This is a genomic window from Phormidium pseudopriestleyi FRX01, from assembly GCF_017313335.1.
GTDB classification, from domain to species: domain Bacteria; phylum Cyanobacteriota; class Cyanobacteriia; order Cyanobacteriales; family Laspinemataceae; genus Laspinema; species Laspinema pseudopriestleyi.
This window is the reverse complement of the sequence record NZ_JAFLQW010000015.1, coordinates 1-18,912: the sequence shown is the minus strand read 5'-3', so window position 1 is coordinate 18,912 and position 18,912 is coordinate 1. Positions and strand designations below refer to the sequence as shown.

Here is an 18,912-nt window from a genome sequence, read left to right as displayed (position 1 = left end):
GCGGCGGTTTTCCTGAAACAAGGGGTGGGATGGTTGGGAGGATGGCGGATCTATGCCTCCTTCAATCTGCCTTCTTGGATTGGGTTACCGATGATTGGACTCATTGGAGGGGCGATCGCCGGATTTCTAGTCGAACGCTTTGCCACGGAAGCATCCGGCAGTGGCATTCCCCAGGTGAAGGCGGCCCTGGCTGGATTTCCTTTATCCCTCGATTTACGAGTCGCCTTCATTAAATTAATCAGTACCGTGATCACAGTGGGATCCGGGTTGACCTTGGGGCGGCAGGGTCCAACAGTGCAAATCGGCGCGGCGATCGCCGCTGAAATTGGCCGATGGTTTCCCACCTCCCCAGATTACCGACGCCAATTGATTGCCGCAGGTGCAGCGGCAGGTTTAGCTGCGGGTTTCAATGCTCCCCTGGCCGGAGTGCTGTTTGCCGTTGAAGAACTCCTCCATGATATTTCCGCCTTCTCCCTAGGTCCAGCTATCCTCGCCTCATTTATTGGGGCCGTTGTCTCCCGAATTTTAGGGGGAAAAAGTCTCGACTTAAACTTAAGTGCAACCGGCTTTCAATCCCAATTCACGGCCCCAGAAATCCCGTTCTACCTGATTTTAGGCATCCTCTCCGGCTTGCTGGGAACCCTCTTCACCCAAGGCATTGTCGCGAGTATTAAATTTAACCGGAAAGTGTTGCGAGTGCCCCTGCCTTGGCGCATGGGACTGGCTGGATTAATTTGCGGCGTGGCGATCGCCCTGTTACCCCCCTTATTTCGCAATAATAGCGGCTTGCGGGAGTTCCTAATTACTGGGTCCCCCACTGCCGGAGCCTCGGCGATCGCCTTCCTAAGTCACTTTTGCCTGACGATTATCGCCGCTGGATCCGGCGCACCTGGGGGTTTATTCGCCCCTTCCCTGATTCTCGGTTCGGCGTTAGGCTATCTCGTCGGGATATGGCAATTTGCGATCCTCGGTGCCGGATTGCCCACCACTTATGCCCTAGCAGGCATGGGGGCTTTTTTCTGTGCCGTTTCCAAAGCCCCCATCACCGCTGTCGTGATGATTTTTGAAATCACCACAGACTTTAACTTAGTCCTCCCCCTAATGATTGTTTCCGTGGTGTCTTACCTCGTCGCAGAAATGGCCGAAAGCGGTTCTCTCTACGATAAATTACTCAAACTCAATGGCATTGACCTCAAAGAAGAAGCCACCCCGAATGCAATTCTAAGTGAGATTCGCGCCGCAGATGTTATGCAGCGCCGAGTGGAAACTTTAAGCTGTGAAACCTCCATTGAGGAAGTCGTCCAAGCATTCTCTCGCTCTCATCATCGCGGATTTCCGGTAGTAGATGATGGGAAATTAGTGGGCATGGTGGCCCAGTCGGATTTGGCAAAAATCTCTAAGCTGAATTTACCGCCAGATACTATCCTGTCCAAGATTATGACTCCCGAGGCGGTGAAAGTCTCCCCTCGGGATACCTTGATGGAAGTGCTGTTTCAACTCAACCGCTACAGTCTCAGTCGAGTGCCAGTAACGGAAGGCAGAAAGCTGGTGGGGATTATTACTCGCACGGATATTATTCGCGCTGAAAGCGATCACCTGACGGGAAAACAAGGATTTGGGCCTCATCCGGAAGCGTCCTATCTGGTCTATCAGACGCGATCGCCCGCCACAGGTCAAGGACGGTTACTGGTCCCCCTGGCTAATCCGGAAACGGCCCCGGCATTGCTGCGCTGGGCGGTGGCGATCGCTCATCAGCGCAACTATGAAGTGGAATGCTTACAAATCATTGTCATCTCCCGTCACCAATCCCCCGATGAAACAGCAGTGAAAACGATTCCCTCTCGTCGGTTATTGCGTCTTGCAGAACGGATGGGTCGGGATTGGAATGTGCCAGTACATACTCAAGTCCGGGTGGCCCATGATGTGGCCCAGGCGATGTTGGAAACGATTGATGAGCGACATATCGACCTGGTGTTAATGGGATGGAAAGGCAGTACCGGCACTCCCGGGCGGATTTTTGGGAATGTGGCGGATACAATGATTCGGCAAGCCCCTTGTGATGTGATTTTGGTCAAAATGGGCAAAACCGCCTTCCCCCCCTCACCACGCAAGCGGGAAACCCCGCGTTCAGGCAAGATTTCGGTCTCGACTACTGCAGGCGATCGGCTTGCCTCCCCTAAATTATCCTTTCAACGGTGGCTGGTTCCGATTCGGGGTGGGCCGAGTGGTTTAGCGACGGTGAAATTATTACCCGGATTGGTGTCGATGACTGCTAATCCTGAAATTCGCCTCTGTCAAGTGTTTGGGCCAGGAACGTATAGTGCAGACCCCGGGGTCCTTGACCAGGCTTTGGCCTTTCTGGAACGGCAAGTCTCCTGTCCGGTGATTTCCACCTCCCTCTGCGCTAATTCGGTCCAGGATGCATTGATTGATTTGGCCCAAAAAGACCAATGTGATGTGATTGTCCTTGGGGCCAGTCGTGAAGGTTTACTGCACTCGGTGGTCAAGGGAAATATCCCCGAGGCGATCGCCAGCAATTGCGATTGTACCGTCATGCTAGTTCGCACCGGAACCGCCAGTTGAAGGGGGTTATTTGTCATTGGTCATTGGTCATTGGTCATTGGTCATTGGTTATTTGTCATTGGTTATTGGTTATTGGTCATTGGTCATTGGTCATTGGTTTAATGACAAACGACAAATGACAAACGACAAATGACCCAATTTAGAAATCAACCCCGCGCTTGAGTTCTACTCCGTGATTGGCATAATGTTTGTGACAGAAGACTTCTGAATGAACACTGGCTAACTCAAAGTAGGCCGGAATATTTTGACAGCGCCCGGTGATAATGATTTCGGTGTCTTTGGGTTTGCGGAGTAAGGCATCAACAATGGGTTGAACTTCCAGCAGTTCTAAGTCAACGGTGGGATTGAGTTCATCTAGGACGATGGTTTTATAGAGTCCCGATGCGATCGCCGATCGCGCAATTTCCCACCCCCGTTCTGCCTCCACATAGTCAATCTCCTTCTGCTGACCCCGCCAGACAATGGCATCGCCACCACAGCGCTGATGATCTACCAGATTGGGGTAACTGTGACGCAACGCGGCGATCGCTGCATCTTCCGTATAGCCACTTCCCCCCTTCAACCACTGCACAATCAGCACCCGATGGGATTGGTCCTGGCTAATTCCCTTCCCGATCGCCTGCAACGCCTTACCCAAAGCACTCGTAGACTTACCCTTTCCCGAACCTGTATAAATTTCAATCCCATCAATGCCATTTTCCACCCCTCCGGCATGATAGTGGGACTTCATTTCCGAATGTAAATCCGCAATCTCCAATAAAGCTGGAGGTGCCGATCGCCCAGTAGCAATAATTTCCAGATGTTCCGGTTTATCCTGAAGCGTGCCAACCACCTCCTCAGCAGAGAGTAATCCTAAATCCAGAACCGGATTGATTTCGTCCAACACCACCACCGAATAGAGACCCGAGGCGATCGCCCCTTTTGCCACATCCCAACCCCGTTGCGCTTCCAGGCGGTCAAACCGCGTAATTTCATCCGGACCAAAAAACTCCGCCCTTCCCGTGCGAACCTGATCAATCAGATGAGGAAAACCCCGTTGCAGAGCCTCGATCGCCGCATCTTCTTCATAATGCCGCGCCGGACCCTTGAGAAACCGCAACAGCAGCACTCTGCTTTGCAGGGGGGTATTAATGCCCAAACCAATCGAACGCAGCACGACTCCAAGGGCCGCCTGGGATTTCCCCTTTCCCGCGCCATCATAAACGTGAATCTGACCTACGATGCGCTCGTGGGAAACAGCCGTGCGAATGCCAATGCCAGTTCTTGTCATAGCTCGTTTATATTTTATGAATACCTTCACCTCTTATTATCAGAGTTCTCGTCCCCTTTTCCCTAATTCGCGGCAGATTGCAGGATGGGCAATGGGAGATGGGGAGGATAGGGAAATTTGTAGTAACGACTTGCTGTCGTTCCTCTTGACTGGGCTTCAGCCTAGTTACGAGGACCCATCTCCCCCATCCTTACAATAGTAGGGGTTTTACGCTCATAGTGATTTGCCTTACCTCCGGTTCCCTCCCCTTGGCAAGGTCCGGGTTAGGGTGGGGTCCTCTGGACGTGGCGATCGCCTGAGTTACGCACTCAATGGAGGCGATCGCAGCTGTATAGAGCCGGGTGCCAACCTCTTTCTTCGTAACTCAGGCGATCGCGCTTGCGCGTGAACTCTCCACCCACTCATTTCTCTTGCACTTGAAGCGCGATCGCGCGTCAAGAGGACCCCACCCTAACCCGGACCTTGGCAAGGTCCGGGGACCGGAGGAAGTCATCTTAAATCTGAGGCAAATCCCCCCTGAACGTAAAAAAACTACTCTTGTAAGTCTCCCCCATCTCCCCCATCTCCCCACTAAACCCCTCCCAGTCAGGTAGAATAGGCAAGATTAGGAGTCAATAGCCACTATGGTTTTCCCTCTGCCGACTATTTTACTTCAAACCTTTCTTTTAACAATTTCAGTTGCCATTGAATCGTCTGTATTTTATGCTCGCTGTCAAGTCAGCCGAAAAACTAGCGTTGAATATGCCCTAACCATTAATTTAATTTCCGCTTGTGTGGGCTGGGTATTCTTCTTCTATATCGAACCTTTTCTTTCCCCCACTCTCAAAATTCAACTCGTTACATACATTTTCTTGAATCAATTAGGAGAGGGCAGCCTTTCTTTAATTTTTATGATCGGCTTCGTCCTATTCTGGGCCAACTTTGCCATCAAACTTATTAGTTTGAATTTATTCAATAAAATCATTGACTCTGCTTATCCGCTCAAGGCAGAATCTGAAAATGACTTAGAAGAAGATTCGAGATATTACACTCGCAAAATTAAAAAAGCCCCCGAACGACGACAAGCAATGGCTGTTTTATGGGGTCATTCCTATAGTCATAGCGTGATTTTATTAGTGTTATGGTTAAAAGACATTTAACTTCTAAGTTTACATCACACAAGATCAGGCATTAATATCCCCTGAGTAGTTTCTGGCTCCTATCCTCCACCGTTTCATTAGCTAAAATGCTCAAATACTGGATCGATAGATTAAGACCTCCCCGACCCTTTTGTTGGGAAACATTGATTTTATTAAGCATATTTTCTTGGTTACTCTGTGCCTTTTCCTGGCTACTTGTTCCTCCGGCTATGAATGCCTATCATTTCACCCATACGGGATTCTTGATATTTTTTGTACTGGGAACGGCTTGGTGGCAATGGGAACGACCGATAAAACTATTTGGCATCAAGATTGGTCCTTGGATTGTGGGAATGCTACTTAGTATTATCTTGTTGGATGACTTACCCGAGAATTGGCGGCATCAAGCTATGATTGTCACCTGGCCCTTGCTGACTGCTTCGGTGCGGTCCCTGCCTAAATTTTTTAGAGGGCAACTCTTACCCAGTTGGCCGACTATTTCAATTCGGAAAGAATTGACGGTGATGTTTGTATTTCATGTTTTGATTAGTTTATGGTTGCAATTTGGATTTTTACTGAATCAGTGGATGATAAATTATCCGAGCTTATTAACCGAAGATTTTGCGAGAAGTTCATTCGCGATCGCCTGGGGAATTCAAGCCCCAGAAATACCCCCAGGAAATATCATGATTAACGAGATGGAAGCCTTCCTCCGGGAACAAATAGAGGGGCAACAGTCGCCCCGAGCAAATCAAGTGATTTCGGGATTGCTAGAAAACCGCATTGAGATTGATAAAACGGTTAAGAAAAGGTTACCGGATATCGAAGAAAATGAATTGTGGAAACTTCGGGGAACGGTGATTCAGCGTCAAGCTGGATATGGCATCACGTTATTCGCAATTTTTCAAGGGTTGCCATTGGCACAGGAGGAATATTACCTAGAAAAATCCTGCGAAATCTCTCGGACCTTTCGTCAACCGGGCCCAGCGAGCAGTCCCCCCCCGACAGAGGCGTTAGAGCGGGCTCAGATGGAGTGCGGACCCACCAGCGATCGGACTTCCGGACCCATCCCCTTCCAAGGGCAACACTTCGATTAAAATAGAAATAGAGAGGCGATTCTCATGGCTAGATTGACTGGGCAAAGTCTCTGGATTTTTCTATTGCATTTTAGCCCCTATGCCTTTAAAATTTGCTCATAGCAAAATCGAGAAAAGTTGAAATTGAAGCGAGGAGGTGTCTTGGTGAACCCAGGCAGAACGTTAGCGATCGCAAACAATGTCTTTTGGGAAGTGATTCGCGATCGCGTCCTCTATTTTATCATAGTGTTTGGGTTGTTTTTTATCGGGGCAATGCGCCTGGTCCCGGAATATGCCGTCCTGACTGAGGACAAAATTATTCTGGATTTGGGAATTGCGGCGATCGCAATTTTGGGATTAATCGTTGCGGCATTTGTCGGAACTGCACCCATCCAAAATGAAATCGAAAATCGCACCGTTCTCGTCTTATTGGCTAAACCCATTAGTCGGGCTGAATTTATCGTCGGCAAACATCTGGGGCTCTGTGCTGTACTGGCGGTCCTGATTACGGTGACGATGGCGTTATATTTAGGGTTGATGAGTTTATCTCAGATAGATTATCCCCTGTTGAGTCTGCTTGTTGCGGCGTTTTATCTATTTTTAGAACTGTCGTTACTCACTGCGGTGGCGATCGCCTTAAGTGTCTTCACCAGTTCGTTACTGGCGACCCTCTTAACTTTTGCCGTTTATGCAATGGGACACCTGAGTGAGGATATCGTTACAGCCGGTGAACTAAGTGGGAATTCCACGGTTGAAGCGATTACCCGAGGATTATATTTAATCTTACCCGACTTGTCCCGGTTAGACCTCAAAAATCAAGCGGTTTATGGGATATTACCCGATACGGTGACCTTGCTGCTCAATTTCATTTACGCCTTATTTTACATCGTCCTGCTGTTGGCGATCGCCAATTTAATCTTTTCCCGACGGGAATTTTAAACCGGCATCTTTCTATCTGTTTCTAGGGAGTCGGTCCTCTCAGAAATCAAGCACCCAAAAATCCGGGGTTTTTCTCCCAGATAGGCTGATAATTTCCAGAAATTTTCTACAGCTACCGGGTTTCTAACCCCTGTACCGACCCCCGCTTTAACTTTATCACCGTTTGTTTAAACCAAATCACTCATGCAACAACTTCAACAACTTCAACAAATTTTTCAAGAGATGGACCGGGCATTAATTGCCTATTCCGGCGGCATTGATAGTACCTTAGTCGCCAAAATTGCTTACGATACCCTCGGAGACAAAGCGTTAGCGGTTACGGCGGTTTCCCCCTCTCTGCTTCCGGAAGACTTAGAAGATGCGCGGATTCAAGCCGCAGAAATTGGCATTGCTCATGAAGAAGTCACCACCCAAGAAATGGCGAATCCCAATTACACCTCCAATCCCGTAAATCGCTGTTATTTCTGTAAAAGTGAACTCCATGATACCCTCAAACCTTTGGCGGTATCCCGGGGATATCCTTATGTGGTGGATGGGGTGAATGGGGATGATTTGCACGATTATCGCCCAGGGATTCAAGCGGCAAAAGAACGAGGGGCGCGATCGCCTCTAGCCGAAGTTGGACTCACCAAAGTACAAGTGCGTCAACTGGCGAAATTCTTAGACTTGCCTTGGTGGGATAAACCCGCCCAACCCTGTTTAAGTTCTCGGTTTCCTTATGGGGAAGAAATCACCGTAGAAAAGCTTCAAAGAGTCGGTCGCGCCGAGCATTATTTGCGAAAATTAGGACTTAAAAATCTCCGAGTTCGCTCTGAAGGAGACAGCGCCCGAATTGAATTACCCCCGGAACAAATCAAGGAATTTATCTTAATTACGGACTTGCCAGCTTTAGTGGCTGCCTTTCAAGACTTTGGGTTTATTTACGTTAATTTAGACCTAGAAGGATATCGCAGTGGTAAACTCAATCAGGTCTTAAACCCCGAGGTGTTGGCAAAAGCACCGGCAGGAGTATAGGCGACAACCGAGGGGCATCGGCGCTCAACCGTCGGTGCCCCCGGCTGTGCGGAGTTCTTTTATTTTCAAGTTAAATGATGAGACGATTCAGAAGATGGTATTACCAAATTAGCGATGGGTTTAGAGATGATAACTTTGTTTATCTCACCGAACAAATTCAGATTGCGATCGCCAAAGTCTTGTCAATTTTAATGATTATTATCATTTTAGTTGCCGTCTGTGACTTAATTATCTTTTTACTGCAAGTCCTGTTTACCGAACCAGTGGGCTTTTTAACGAATACGTTATTTAAAATATTTGGCTTGTTCCTGAATGTTCTGATTTCTATGGAAATCTTAGAGAATATTACAGCCTATATGAAAAAGCATACGGTGCAAGTGGAACTGGTGATTGTGACATCCCTGGTTGCTGTTGCCCGAAAAATTATTATTTTTGACCTAGAAAAATATTCAGAATTTGCCTTACTCGGTTTGGCGGTTGCGATTTTTGCTCTATCGATTAGTTACTGGATTGTTCGCAGTCTCAACTCTAGTTCAAGGCGCAGCGATTAAGATGCACCCCGGCAGTGCTTCTAAACCATTGTTTTTAAACTCCATGCGGCTTGATTGAGTTGCTGCATTCCCAGTTTGGTTTGACTGATACCATTCACGGTTTCTTTCGCCCCATTGTTGATAGAATCCATTGCTTCAACCACTTGCTGAATGGCGTTGACTTGTTCCTGAGCACTCAAAGAAATTCGGGCGTTGCGGGTAAAAATTTCATCAATGGCATCGACAACAGATTGAAAGGCTGCTGTCATATTCTGGATACTTTCTACGGATTCTTGGACTGTTTTACTGCCTTCTTTGGTTACCTGTAAGGTTGAACTCATCGCGGTTTGAATATCGATAATCAACTGTTGAATTTCTTCGGCAGATTTTTTACTGTGGTTAGCAAGCTGACGAATTTCAGCCGCTACAATGGTAAATCCCTTGCCATCAATTCCGGCACGTTTGGCTTCTATGGCTGCATTTAAGGCTAAAAGATTGGTTTGATTAGCCATGCGACTGACCATATAAGAAATGGTTTCAATGCGTCGGGTGCGTTCTTTCAGGTCATTAATTTTATTATAAATTGCACTAGAATTGTTTTGGACAGTTGCCATTTCTATTAACAGGTTTTGCACGGTTTTACCTCCTTCTACGGCCAAATTCATCACAGCCGAAGCGGCTCTTTTTGCGGCGATCGCCTCCTGTGCGGACTCCGCTGAACTGTGACGAATATGGCTGGTGGTGGTGGTGGTTTGATGGACAGAAGCAGCTTGCATAGAAACCACCACTTCCTGTTGGGTGACGATCGCCGCTATCTCTGTGCAAGATGAGGCGATCGCCATAATTGCTTTTTTGATTTGAGACTGGAGGATATGGGTGACCCAACAGATTCCCACTAATAGGGCAAAGTTTAATAAAAACAAAGTGATTTGAATGACTAGAGTGAACTGAACTTTCCCCTTAGAAAAATTTTCCGCAGCAAATACGGCAGCATTGGATAACTCAAAAAATAATTCACTCTCTTGCAGGAGAACATCACCTGATTCGGGTGCGTTTCTATACTCTTGAATCGTCGTTTTCAAGGTAAACCAACCTGTTTGAACCGCCTGCATCTTCTCTAAAAAATTTGGATCGGTTGCCGGAGGAAGTTTTAAGTCGCGATCGCCTTCAATCAGTCCCTGTATGATCCGCTCAATTGCATCAATTAAATCATCTTGTTCCGAATCAGTCAGTTCTAACTTAACCAGTCTCTGGGTCGCACCTCGGATAATTCCGGCATGATTCACCACTCGACCATCATCACTCATGCGATTAATCAGATAAGAAACGGATGCCACATTAATAAAAGAAGACGTAAACAGGGCGACGGCTGCAACGGTTAACTGGGTCGTGGTTTTCATAGTCTCGTGCTCTAACGTAGTCTATTGAATGGCTTGGATCCTCGCGACTCTTACCCAATCGGGATGAATCGGAGTTCCCCCCAATTACTTTGTCAACCGTAACATTTTCAAGGGAAAATTCACGAGGGTATTTTTGCGTAGGTAACTCTCCCTAAATTTAACTAAAAAAAAGCCCGGTTTATCCACCGGACTGGTTAAAAAAATTTCAACAATAGAAAAAGCCCGCACCCTCAAGGACTGAAGTTGGTTAACGGGAGACCTAACCCCCCCACCCCCTTCCCTAAGAGGGAAGGGGGAGCCGGAAAGCCCCTCCCAGCAAAGATATTTATTCCCTATACCTCCCTCTCCTCTGAGGAGAGGGCCGGGGAGAGGTCTCTTTCTTGATTCGCCAACAGAGTCCTTGAGGGTGCGGGTTTTTATAGACCTTTGAAAACCGGATTCCGTACCCTACCCAGATTTGGAAGAAGTCTAAAATACCAATTCCAGATTATGCCTCGACACTCGTCCCTAAACAGGCCGCTAAATCTTCCTCGGGCGTGCCGATCTCCTTGAGATTGTAAGTCTGGGAAAGTAACTTGAACACATTCGGAGAAATAAACGCTGGCAGGGTTGGCCCTAAGCGAATATTTTTAATTCCCAAATGGAAAAGGGTCAACAAAATCGACACCGCTTTTTGTTCATACCATGACAAAATCATCGAAAGCGGCAGTTCATTCACTCCCACCCCAAAAGCATTCGCTAAAGCTAGGGTAATTTGCACCGCAGAGTAAGCATCATTACATTGACCCACATCCATCAATCGCGGAATTCCGCCAATGTCTCCGAGTTCTTTATCAAAGAATCGGAACTTGCCACAAGCTAGGGTAAGCACAACACAGTCTTCAGGGACTTTTTCCACGAATTCGGTGTAATAGTTGCGGCTGGGTTTGGCCCCATCACAACCGCCGACGAGGAAGAAGTGGCGAATATCTCCCCGTTTGACGGCGGCGATGACTTCATCGGCAATACTCAAGACGGCATGACGGGCAAATCCGGTGGTGACTTGGCGGGGGTCTCCGGTATCTGTAAATCCCGGCATGGATAAGCTACAGGCGATCGCGGCGCTAAAGTCGCGGTTTTCAATATGGGCCAGTCCGGGCCAACCCACCGGGCCACAGGTGAACACTCTATTAATATAGGAGTTGTTGGGCGGCATTAAACAGTTGGTGGTCATGACGATCGCCCCTGGGAATTTTGCAAATTCGCGGGTTTGATTTTGCCACGCGGTCCCATAATGACCATACAAATGAGGATATTTCTGCTTGAGTCCCGGATACCCATGCGCCGGTAACATTTCCCCGTGGGTATAAACATAGATGCCCTGATTCGCGGTTTGTTTGAGGAGTTCCTCTAGGTCCTTGAGGTCATGACCCGAGACGAGAATCGCTTTGCCCGGTTGGGTTCCCAGGGGAACGCGGGTGGGGACGGGATGACCATAGTTACCTGTATTCCCGGTATCTAAGAGTTCCATCGCCAATAGGTTGATTTCCCCGACTTTTAAGGCGATTTTTACCCAGTCTTCTAGGGTCAAATCCACGGAGTCGAGTCCCGCTAAGGCTTCATGACAGAAGGCATAGAGGCGATCGTCTTCCTGTCCCAGTTCTTGAGCATGGTAGGCGTAGGCGGCGATACCTTTGAGTCCATAAATAATGGTTAGTTTGAGGGAGAAAATATCAACGTCTTGGGCGGATTTGGAGATAAAGGCATATTCTACATCTCGCCCTTGTTGGACTAATTCATCGAGGGTGGAAGCGGGTTCCAAGGTGGCGGGACCTTCGGGAAAACGGACCTCGGGGGCGACAGCTTGCAGTTGCGCTTTCAATCCATCGCGCAGGGCGATCGCCTGATGGATATATTCAACAAAACTTTCGGGGTCGAAGTTGACGTTTGTTAGGGTTGAAAACAGGGTTTCGCAGGTAAAGCGATCGGCTTGGCGGTTAATAATTCCGCGTTCCCGGGCGGCGATCGCCACTTGTCCAAGTCCCCGCAATAAATGGGTTAATAAATCTTGGAGGGCATCCACTTCGGGACTTTTCCCACAGGCACCCCATTGATAACAGGCTTCTCCACCGGCAGTTTGTTCGCATTGGCTGCAATACATGATGTTACCTCTCGGTCGCTTTCGTCTTGTTATCTCTACTCTAAGTTGGCCCTCGGGGAATGTCTTTGACTTAAGTCAAAGAAAGCGGAATTTATACGGAATTCAGGACTAACGGAGGCATATTTTGAGAATTCACCCGCCATGTAGGGGCGATTCGCGAATCGCCCCTACCGGGATAAAGGTCCTGGGTTAATCCTGTAGGTGTGAGTTTTCTTAAACTAGCCCTGTCAAGGTGTATTTGTAGGGGTGCAATGCGATCGCCATCAAGAGGGTTTCGAGACCAAACCCCTACATGAGGGCAGAGGGTTTGGAGACCAAACCCCTACAAAAAATAACGATTTTTCGTCATTCAATTTACCACCTTGACAGGGCTAGTTTTCTTAACCCCATTCTGGATCAGCCAGTTTTGCCGGTACAATCAAATCAATGAGTTGATTCAGTCTCGGGAATCCAGTCTTGAAAGACCAATCTTTTGATAAACCGGCATTTCTTGCCCAAACTTCCCTGTTTCAGAGTTTACCGCCTGAGCAGCATCAGGCCCTTGCCCAGATTGCGATCGGCCAATCCTATCAAAAAGCAGAGGTGTTGTTTTGGGAGGGCGATGATCAAGGGGTGGGTTTTTTTATCGTGATTTCCGGTCGAGTTAAAGTCTTTAAACAATCCCCTTTGGGCAAAGAACAGATTTTGCAACTCTTTGGTCCTGGTCAGCATTTTGCCGAGGTGCCTGCTTTTGATGGTCAACCCTTTCCCGCTTCTGCTGCTGCCCTAGAGTCCACTCAGGTGTTATTCTTTCCCCGGACTGCATTGGTGGCCTTGATGCAAGCCCATCCCAATATTGCTATAACTTTGTTAGGAATTTTTGCTCGTCATCTGCGCTGGTTGGCTCATGTGGTGGAAGATTTGTCCTTGAAGGATGTCCCGCAACGCTTGGCTGCTTATCTTCTTTATTTAAGTGATTCACCCCAGGGGACTCTGGAACAAGTGGAACTGGATATTACGAAAGGACAATTGGCTGCTTTTTTGGGGACGATTCCGGAGACTCTCTCTCGGGTGTTTGCGAAACTCAGCAGTGAGGGAGTCTTGGAGATTGAGGGGGCGCGGATTCGCTTGTTAGATTTGTCCCGGTTGCGGGCTTTGGCGGGAATGTCCGAGTGAGGGTGAGGGGTGATGTCGCCGGGATAACACCCTTATACCTTGAGTTGGGGGAAATACAAAGCATAGCTCACCCGCTTATTTCCTTGGGACTAATCGCGAGTTTTGTCACTTTTTGTTACGTCAGTTGATTTTTTCTATCCCTTGTGTTAAAATTTTCTGTCTTTTGGCTTAAGTATATATTCTGTTATCCTTCGGGATTAACAAAAAGTTGCTCTTGTCCCGATTGTCTTCAAAGCGCCGGAGAACTGGCGGTGTCCAATGCTGCATGGCGATGTTTTCCGAACCCCTGAGTTAGAGGGAGGTGAGGGGATGAAAAATTTTATCTCTCTAGGGTGCACTTTTTCCAGGATGACTGGAATATCTGGGAGGCACTTGATTTTTTATTCAAAGTGCTGATGCATAATCTATAAAATATTGTCAAGTAGCTAAAGAAATAAACAGCCCGAACCGACCCGCTAGCACCGTGCAAACCACGAGGAGAGAGGGGCTAGAACATTGATCAATAAGGGTGAAAGCTCGGTGAGCAATGTCTTGGCATCGTCCCCCTGGGCGATCGCCATCGGTACAAAACTAAATCCGTTAAAATTTTTTGACTCGATCGCATACGCGGGCAACAAATGCTTAGAAACACAGTATAATGAAAAACGTTGTATCGTTTGTAAAGATTCAGAAACCTTGACTAACCATATTCCCCCCGAGTTTTTAACCGTAGTCGCCAAAGAACGAGGCGTTTCCGATGCTGAGTTAGAAACCGTCATGATGGCACTTGACGGGAATTCCACCGCCGCGATCGCCACGATCCTAGGGATCAGCAACATTGCCGTGCGCAAACGACTCGGCGAAGTCTACAGAAAATTTAGCATTTATGGGCGCGGTCCGGGCAAGTTGGCTGAATTGCGGCATCAGCTGTTCTATCAATACCAAGCCCAAGAAACAGAAGCACCGGCACCCACCAAAACCAAAGGTAAAGCCAAAGCCGAACCGGGGGCAACTTCCCGCAAAAAAACTGAACCTGTAGCAGCCGAACCGTCTACCGAGACAGTCTCCACCGGAAACCGCAGCCAAGATTGGGGTGAGTCGCCGGATGTATCCCAATTTTATGGACGCACCGAAGAACTTAAAATCCTAGAAGAATTAATTATCGATGAAAGCTCTCGGTTAGTCACCCTTTTAGGAATGACAGGCATCGGCAAAACTGGACTTTCCGTACAGATTGCTAAACAACTCGAAAGCCAGTTTGAGTTCGTGGTGTGGCGGTCCCTCTCTGCCACCCCCAAACTCGAAGACTTGTTAGGAAATCTGCTGCAAACCGTTTCAACCCAAAAGAAACCGGATATTCCCGATGACCTCAGCGGCAGAATCTTACGACTACTAGACTTCCTGAAAAAAAATCGCTGCCTGATCATCTTAGACGATATCGATGCCTTGCTCAAGGGGGATGAACTCGCCGGGAATTATCGTCCAGGATTTGAAAACTATCGCGATTTCATCAAGCGAATTGCCCAAACCAATCATCAAAGCTGTTTCGTCCTCGTTACCACGGAAGAACCCGCTGAAATCGCCTTGTTGCATGGGGAAAAAGTCCAGACCCTGCAACCGATGGATTCCCACGAAATCGCCCGGGAAATCTTTGCCGATAAAGGAGTGCCCCCCACGGATAAAGAGTGGGTCGAACTGGTTAAACGCTATGGAGATAATCTCTTGGCGTATAAAATTGTGGCCCAGACCATTAAAGAATTCTTTAATGGAAATACTGCCAATTTCCTGAAAGCTACCGAGTTGTTTATCGAAGATACGCTAACTCATTTACTAGAGCAGCATTTCGGGCGCTTATCTCCCTCAGAAGAAGAGATTTTGTACTGGTTGGCGATCGCCCGGAGTCCGGTTACCCTCTCCCGCTTGCGCGAGGAGATGTTATTACCCATATCCCTCTCGGATATGCTCAAAAACCTCGATTCCTTGGATCGCCGCGCCTTAATCGAAAAACAGGAAACAGCGAGCGACATTTTCTTCACCTTGCAACCTTTGATGATGAAGTTTGTCACCACTAAATTAGTGGAAAATGCTTGTGAAGAGATTAAAGAGTTGGTTAAGACTCAAAAACTCTCAAGTTTAAGAATTTTAATCCAACATAATCTCGGCTCAGTACAGACTTCCGGCAAAAAAGGCAAAGCTGCCGCTCAGAAACCCCAAATGCTGCAACAGATTAAAAACCAGTTGCAATTTTTCGGGATGCGAAGTGGGGGATATGATGAGTTGATCTCTCAACTCGAAGCCATTGCTGGAAAACTCGAAGATAAAACCCAAATGGATGTGGGATATGCCAGCGCTAACCTTCGTAACTTGCTTGCGATTATGGCGGGTTAAACTGGGTTTTCCCTAGGCGATCGCCTAGAGTTCCCAATCCAACTCGGGGAAATTTGGCTGAAGGTAGACAGCTTTTCCGAAAAAAATGCTTTCACCGTTGCAAAAGAGCCAAGTTTCCCCTCACTCATTAAAAGCCAACATCTTCTAAAATGGGTTGTGAGTTACTGTATTAATCCCAACTGCATCCAGCGGGAAAATCCGGATACCGAGAGTCACTGCGGCAACTGCGGTTCTCCCTTGCTGATTTGCGATCGCTATCGGATCAAAACTCCCTTGCGAGAACCCAATCCCGCTTATCCCTGCGATATCTATGAAGTCCAGGATTGGGGAGAACAGGAATGGGGAACTCCCAAGGTGATGAAAGTCCTTAAATTTACGACTCAGCCTGATTTTGTCCGCTTGTTTAAACAAGAGGCCCGAGTCTTGATCTGGTTGCGACATCCGAGGATTCCCCAGGTGGAACCGGGGGGATATTTTATCCTCACCCTTGGCGATCGCAAATCCCTCCAGGGGTTCGTGATGGAAAAAAAATCAGGGAAAACCCTAGAGGAACTGATTGAGCAACAGGGTCCTATTTCCGAAGCTGTCGCTGACCACTGGTTAGCACAGTTGATGGAGATCATCAGCACAATTCATCACGAAGGGTTAGTGCATCGAGATATTAAACCCAGCAATCTGATTCTCACACCCGATGGACAATTGCAACTGATTGATTTTGGCAGTGTTGCCGATCGCCACAGTCGAAGTACCCGGGTGGGAACCAGTGGTTATGCACCCCCGGAACAACTCCTCGGGGATACCCAACCCCAATCAGATTTTTTCGCGATCGCACGGACTTGTTTATATGCCTTAACCGGATTAACCCCCCTCGACTTTCCCGAAACCCCTCAAGGACATCTCATCTGGCACAGTCATCTTCCGAATCTCTCTCCCGAGTTGGCACAGTTACTCGATGACTTGATGGCACCCGACTGGCACAGTCGCCCCCAAACAGCACAAGCTATTTTAACCCGTTTAAACTCATTCCAGATTCCTGCAAACCATCGTCATCCCTCTGGGTAAGCGCAATCTCCCAACTGAACCTCTTCCTATATAGGAATATAGAAAGTCCTGCATGAGGAATTGGAGAGTAGATTGTACATCGATTTCTGTTTCGGGATCTTGATAACGAGCGGCTATCCTGCCGATATTGTCGGCTTTCAGCGGTTTTCAGCCTCAAGAGGGTTTGGTCTCCAAACCCCTACATCAGATCAGAGGGTTTGGAGACCAAACCCCTACAAAAAACAACGATTTTTCGTCATTAAATTTACCACTTTGACAGGGCTAGGAATGTAGCTCTCACTGTAGGCGGAATTGTACATCAATGCTCTCTACTATAGCAATCCTAAATGATTTATGACATATATAGCTCCCCTCTCCCCCTTTGGGCCGCCTTATGTTGGGGGCCGCCGACGGATTCCACAACTGATAAAGGATCTGCTATATAGCGTTTCTCATATCCATAAGGTACAGCCCTCACCCCAAACCCCCTTCGAAGGGTCGAAGGGGGCTTTGAAAAGTACGCGAATGAGTCCACCGAACCGCTATATCTATAATTGGTGATGAGGTGTTCGTCCTGTTAGCTTGATCGGTTATCTTATATGCAGCATTGATGCAATGTTTATTCTTGAGAATATCCGTCACTTTGATCCCTAAACCTGTAAATTTAAGTGTTAGTTCTCACGCTTGACTCTTTTATTAACGAAGCGATCGCCATTGCCATCCAATGACAACTCCCCGAGGGGCTGTACTGGAGCCACCCGCACTCAACGCCGATTCATAGCATCTTTTAAGACATTTTAAAGCAGCATTTGATACTCTTTGAAACTTTAATTTTGTCTTAAACAAAACATAAAGCGATTGCATCGGGACAAAATTAGATTCGAGGGACAAGACACCTGTGATCTCTTTCTAAAGCCAGGGGCAAAGCAGGCGCTTATTGGGTCAAAAAACTGGGTTTTTTCTCCCGGGTTTCTCCAACTGTACCGGCGTTCTCGGCAAGAATGTCAAATCTCTTAAACAAACTTAGTAAAATTAGATACCAAAGTTAGCTCAGAATGCAATTTACGGATGAGTAGAATTCAATTTAGGTATCAACGGGCCAAAACCGACTAGCACATCCAGCCAAACCAAGGATAAATTGAAAGGGATAAAAGTTAGACTGGAACCGTTGTAACTTTGGCAACTATGGCACCCAGACTCATTCAAAACTCACCCATCAATATGCCCCCAACTCTCTCTAATCTGTTAGAACAAGCTAACGAAGCCGCAAAACAAGAAGATTGGCAATTGGTGACCCAATGTTTGGAAAAACTAGCCGCAATCCCAGGGACCGCTAGAGTTGAATCTCTACCCGTCTCCACTGAGCAACCGAACGGGCGATCGCCCTATCTGAATCCCTCCTCCCTACTCGGTTTGGCGGATCAAGTCTTAGAATACGGTGATTTTCAACAACGATGGGAAGTCGCGAAAGTATTTCCCCGTCTGGGAACTGAGGCGATCGCTCCTTTGTTGGAGATTCTGGCTGACCCCTCCGCCGAAGTAGAATTGCGGTGGTTTGCGGGTCGAATCCTCGCGGATTTTAATAGTCCCGATGCGATCGCTGCCCTGATTGAATTACTCAATAGTCAGGAAGAAGAATTAAGCTCAATGGCAGCCAATGCACTGGCGCAAATGGGCGAACCGGCGATCGCCGCTTTAAGTCAGCAGTTAGCCGACTCCACCTCCCGAGCATTAGCCGTGCGCTCTTTAGGGAAAATCCGCAATCCTCAAATTATCGAACCCCTGTTGAGTGTGGTGGGCGATCGCGACCCCCAAGTGCGTTCCGAGGCGATCGCCGCCCTGAATAGCTATGATGACCCGCGCATCCCCCAGGTCCTCGTAGACTCCATCCATGACTTTCATGCCTCCGTCCGTCGGTTCGCCACCATCGGCTTAGGATTATGCGCCATGCGACCCTCCTATAAAAACGATACCGAGGGCATCTACAGGGCGATCGCCTCGGAAATCGAGGAACTCCTGCGGGAGCGTTTGTGGGACTTTAACCCCGGTGTCACCCATCAGGCGGCGATTTCCCTCGGACGGGTGGCAACGCCGAAAGCCGCAGCCTGCCTAGATGAAATTCTTGACTCCCCAGCTACCTCCATCCCCTTACAAATTCATGCGGTTCGTGCCTTAGCTTGGATGGGAACTCCGGAAGCCTTGGAGTATTTAGAAAAAGCATTAGTCAGCCGCGAACAGAATGGCTTCAGTCCCGAAGTGATCGCAGAAATTGTCTCCCT

The 18,912-nt window shown here is 48.0% G+C and carries 13 protein-coding genes; 10 read left to right on the top strand and 3 right to left on the bottom strand.

The window, feature by feature from the left end; all coding sequences use genetic code 11:
• Positions 1 to 2,583: chloride channel protein (locus J0895_RS00570; protein WP_207086203.1), on the top strand; the 2,583-nt coding region annotated here is incomplete at its 5' end.
• Between the two features lie 139 nt (positions 2,584 to 2,722).
• Here J0895_RS00570 and J0895_RS00565 read toward each other — a convergent pair.
• A complete protein-coding gene (locus J0895_RS00565) occupies positions 2,723 to 3,853 on the bottom strand; it encodes a cob(I)yrinic acid a,c-diamide adenosyltransferase (protein ID WP_207086202.1) in 1,131 nt (376 codons plus the stop codon).
• Positions 3,854 to 4,476: 623 nt separating this feature from the next.
• On the opposite strand from J0895_RS00565, the gene fraC reads away from it, so the two are divergent.
• The 5 genes from fraC (at position 4,477) to J0895_RS00540 (ending at position 8,551) form a co-directional block, all read left to right on the top strand.
• Positions 4,477 to 4,992 (top strand): filament integrity protein FraC, encoded by a 516-nt coding sequence (fraC, locus tag J0895_RS00560; protein ID WP_207086201.1) that lies wholly within the window; start codon positions 4,477 to 4,479, stop codon positions 4,990 to 4,992.
• An 86-nt stretch (positions 4,993 to 5,078) separates the two neighbouring features.
• A complete protein-coding gene (locus tag J0895_RS00555) occupies positions 5,079 to 6,068 on the top strand; it encodes a DUF5357 family protein (protein ID WP_242540941.1) in 990 nt (329 codons plus the stop codon).
• Positions 6,069 to 6,212: 144 nt separating this feature from the next.
• Positions 6,213 to 6,986, top strand: coding sequence for an ABC transporter permease subunit (locus J0895_RS00550; protein WP_207086199.1), 774 nt, complete (start codon positions 6,213 to 6,215; stop codon positions 6,984 to 6,986).
• A gap of 183 nt (positions 6,987 to 7,169) precedes the next feature.
• Positions 7,170 to 8,000 (top strand): ATP-dependent sacrificial sulfur transferase LarE, encoded by an 831-nt coding sequence (gene larE, locus J0895_RS00545; RefSeq protein WP_207086198.1) that lies wholly within the window; start codon positions 7,170 to 7,172, stop codon positions 7,998 to 8,000.
• Positions 8,001 to 8,074: 74 nt separating this feature from the next.
• Entirely contained in the window at positions 8,075 to 8,551 is a 477-nt protein-coding gene (locus J0895_RS00540) for a phosphate-starvation-inducible PsiE family protein (RefSeq protein ID WP_340643417.1), read from the top strand.
• Positions 8,552 to 8,571: 20 nt separating this feature from the next.
• Here the strand turns inward: J0895_RS00540 and J0895_RS00535 are convergent, their stop codons facing one another.
• Together J0895_RS00535 and hcp are read right to left on the bottom strand one after the other, a co-directional pair.
• Positions 8,572 to 9,930: a methyl-accepting chemotaxis protein gene (locus tag J0895_RS00535; RefSeq protein ID WP_207086197.1), complete on the bottom strand. Its 1,359-nt coding sequence runs from the start codon at positions 9,928 to 9,930 to the stop codon at positions 8,572 to 8,574.
• Between the two features lie 487 nt (positions 9,931 to 10,417).
• Positions 10,418 to 12,070 (bottom strand): hydroxylamine reductase, encoded by a 1,653-nt coding sequence (gene hcp, locus J0895_RS00530; RefSeq protein ID WP_207086196.1) that lies wholly within the window; start codon positions 12,068 to 12,070, stop codon positions 10,418 to 10,420.
• 456 nt (positions 12,071 to 12,526) lie between these two features.
• Between hcp and J0895_RS00525 the strand changes: the two genes are divergently transcribed.
• From J0895_RS00525 to J0895_RS00510, 4 genes are all read left to right on the top strand, one after another.
• Positions 12,527 to 13,225: a Crp/Fnr family transcriptional regulator gene (locus tag J0895_RS00525; RefSeq protein ID WP_207086195.1), complete on the top strand. Its 699-nt coding sequence runs from the start codon at positions 12,527 to 12,529 to the stop codon at positions 13,223 to 13,225.
• A gap of 519 nt (positions 13,226 to 13,744) precedes the next feature.
• Positions 13,745 to 15,592, top strand: a complete 1,848-nt coding sequence (locus tag J0895_RS00520; RefSeq protein WP_340643416.1) for an NB-ARC domain-containing protein — start codon at positions 13,745 to 13,747, stop codon at positions 15,590 to 15,592.
• A gap of 156 nt (positions 15,593 to 15,748) precedes the next feature.
• A complete protein-coding gene (locus tag J0895_RS00515) occupies positions 15,749 to 16,654 on the top strand; it encodes a protein kinase domain-containing protein (protein ID WP_207086194.1) in 906 nt (301 codons plus the stop codon).
• A gap of 1,164 nt (positions 16,655 to 17,818) precedes the next feature.
• On the top strand, positions 17,819 to 18,912 hold a 1,094-nt coding region (locus J0895_RS00510; RefSeq protein WP_207086193.1), incomplete at its 3' end, for a HEAT repeat domain-containing protein.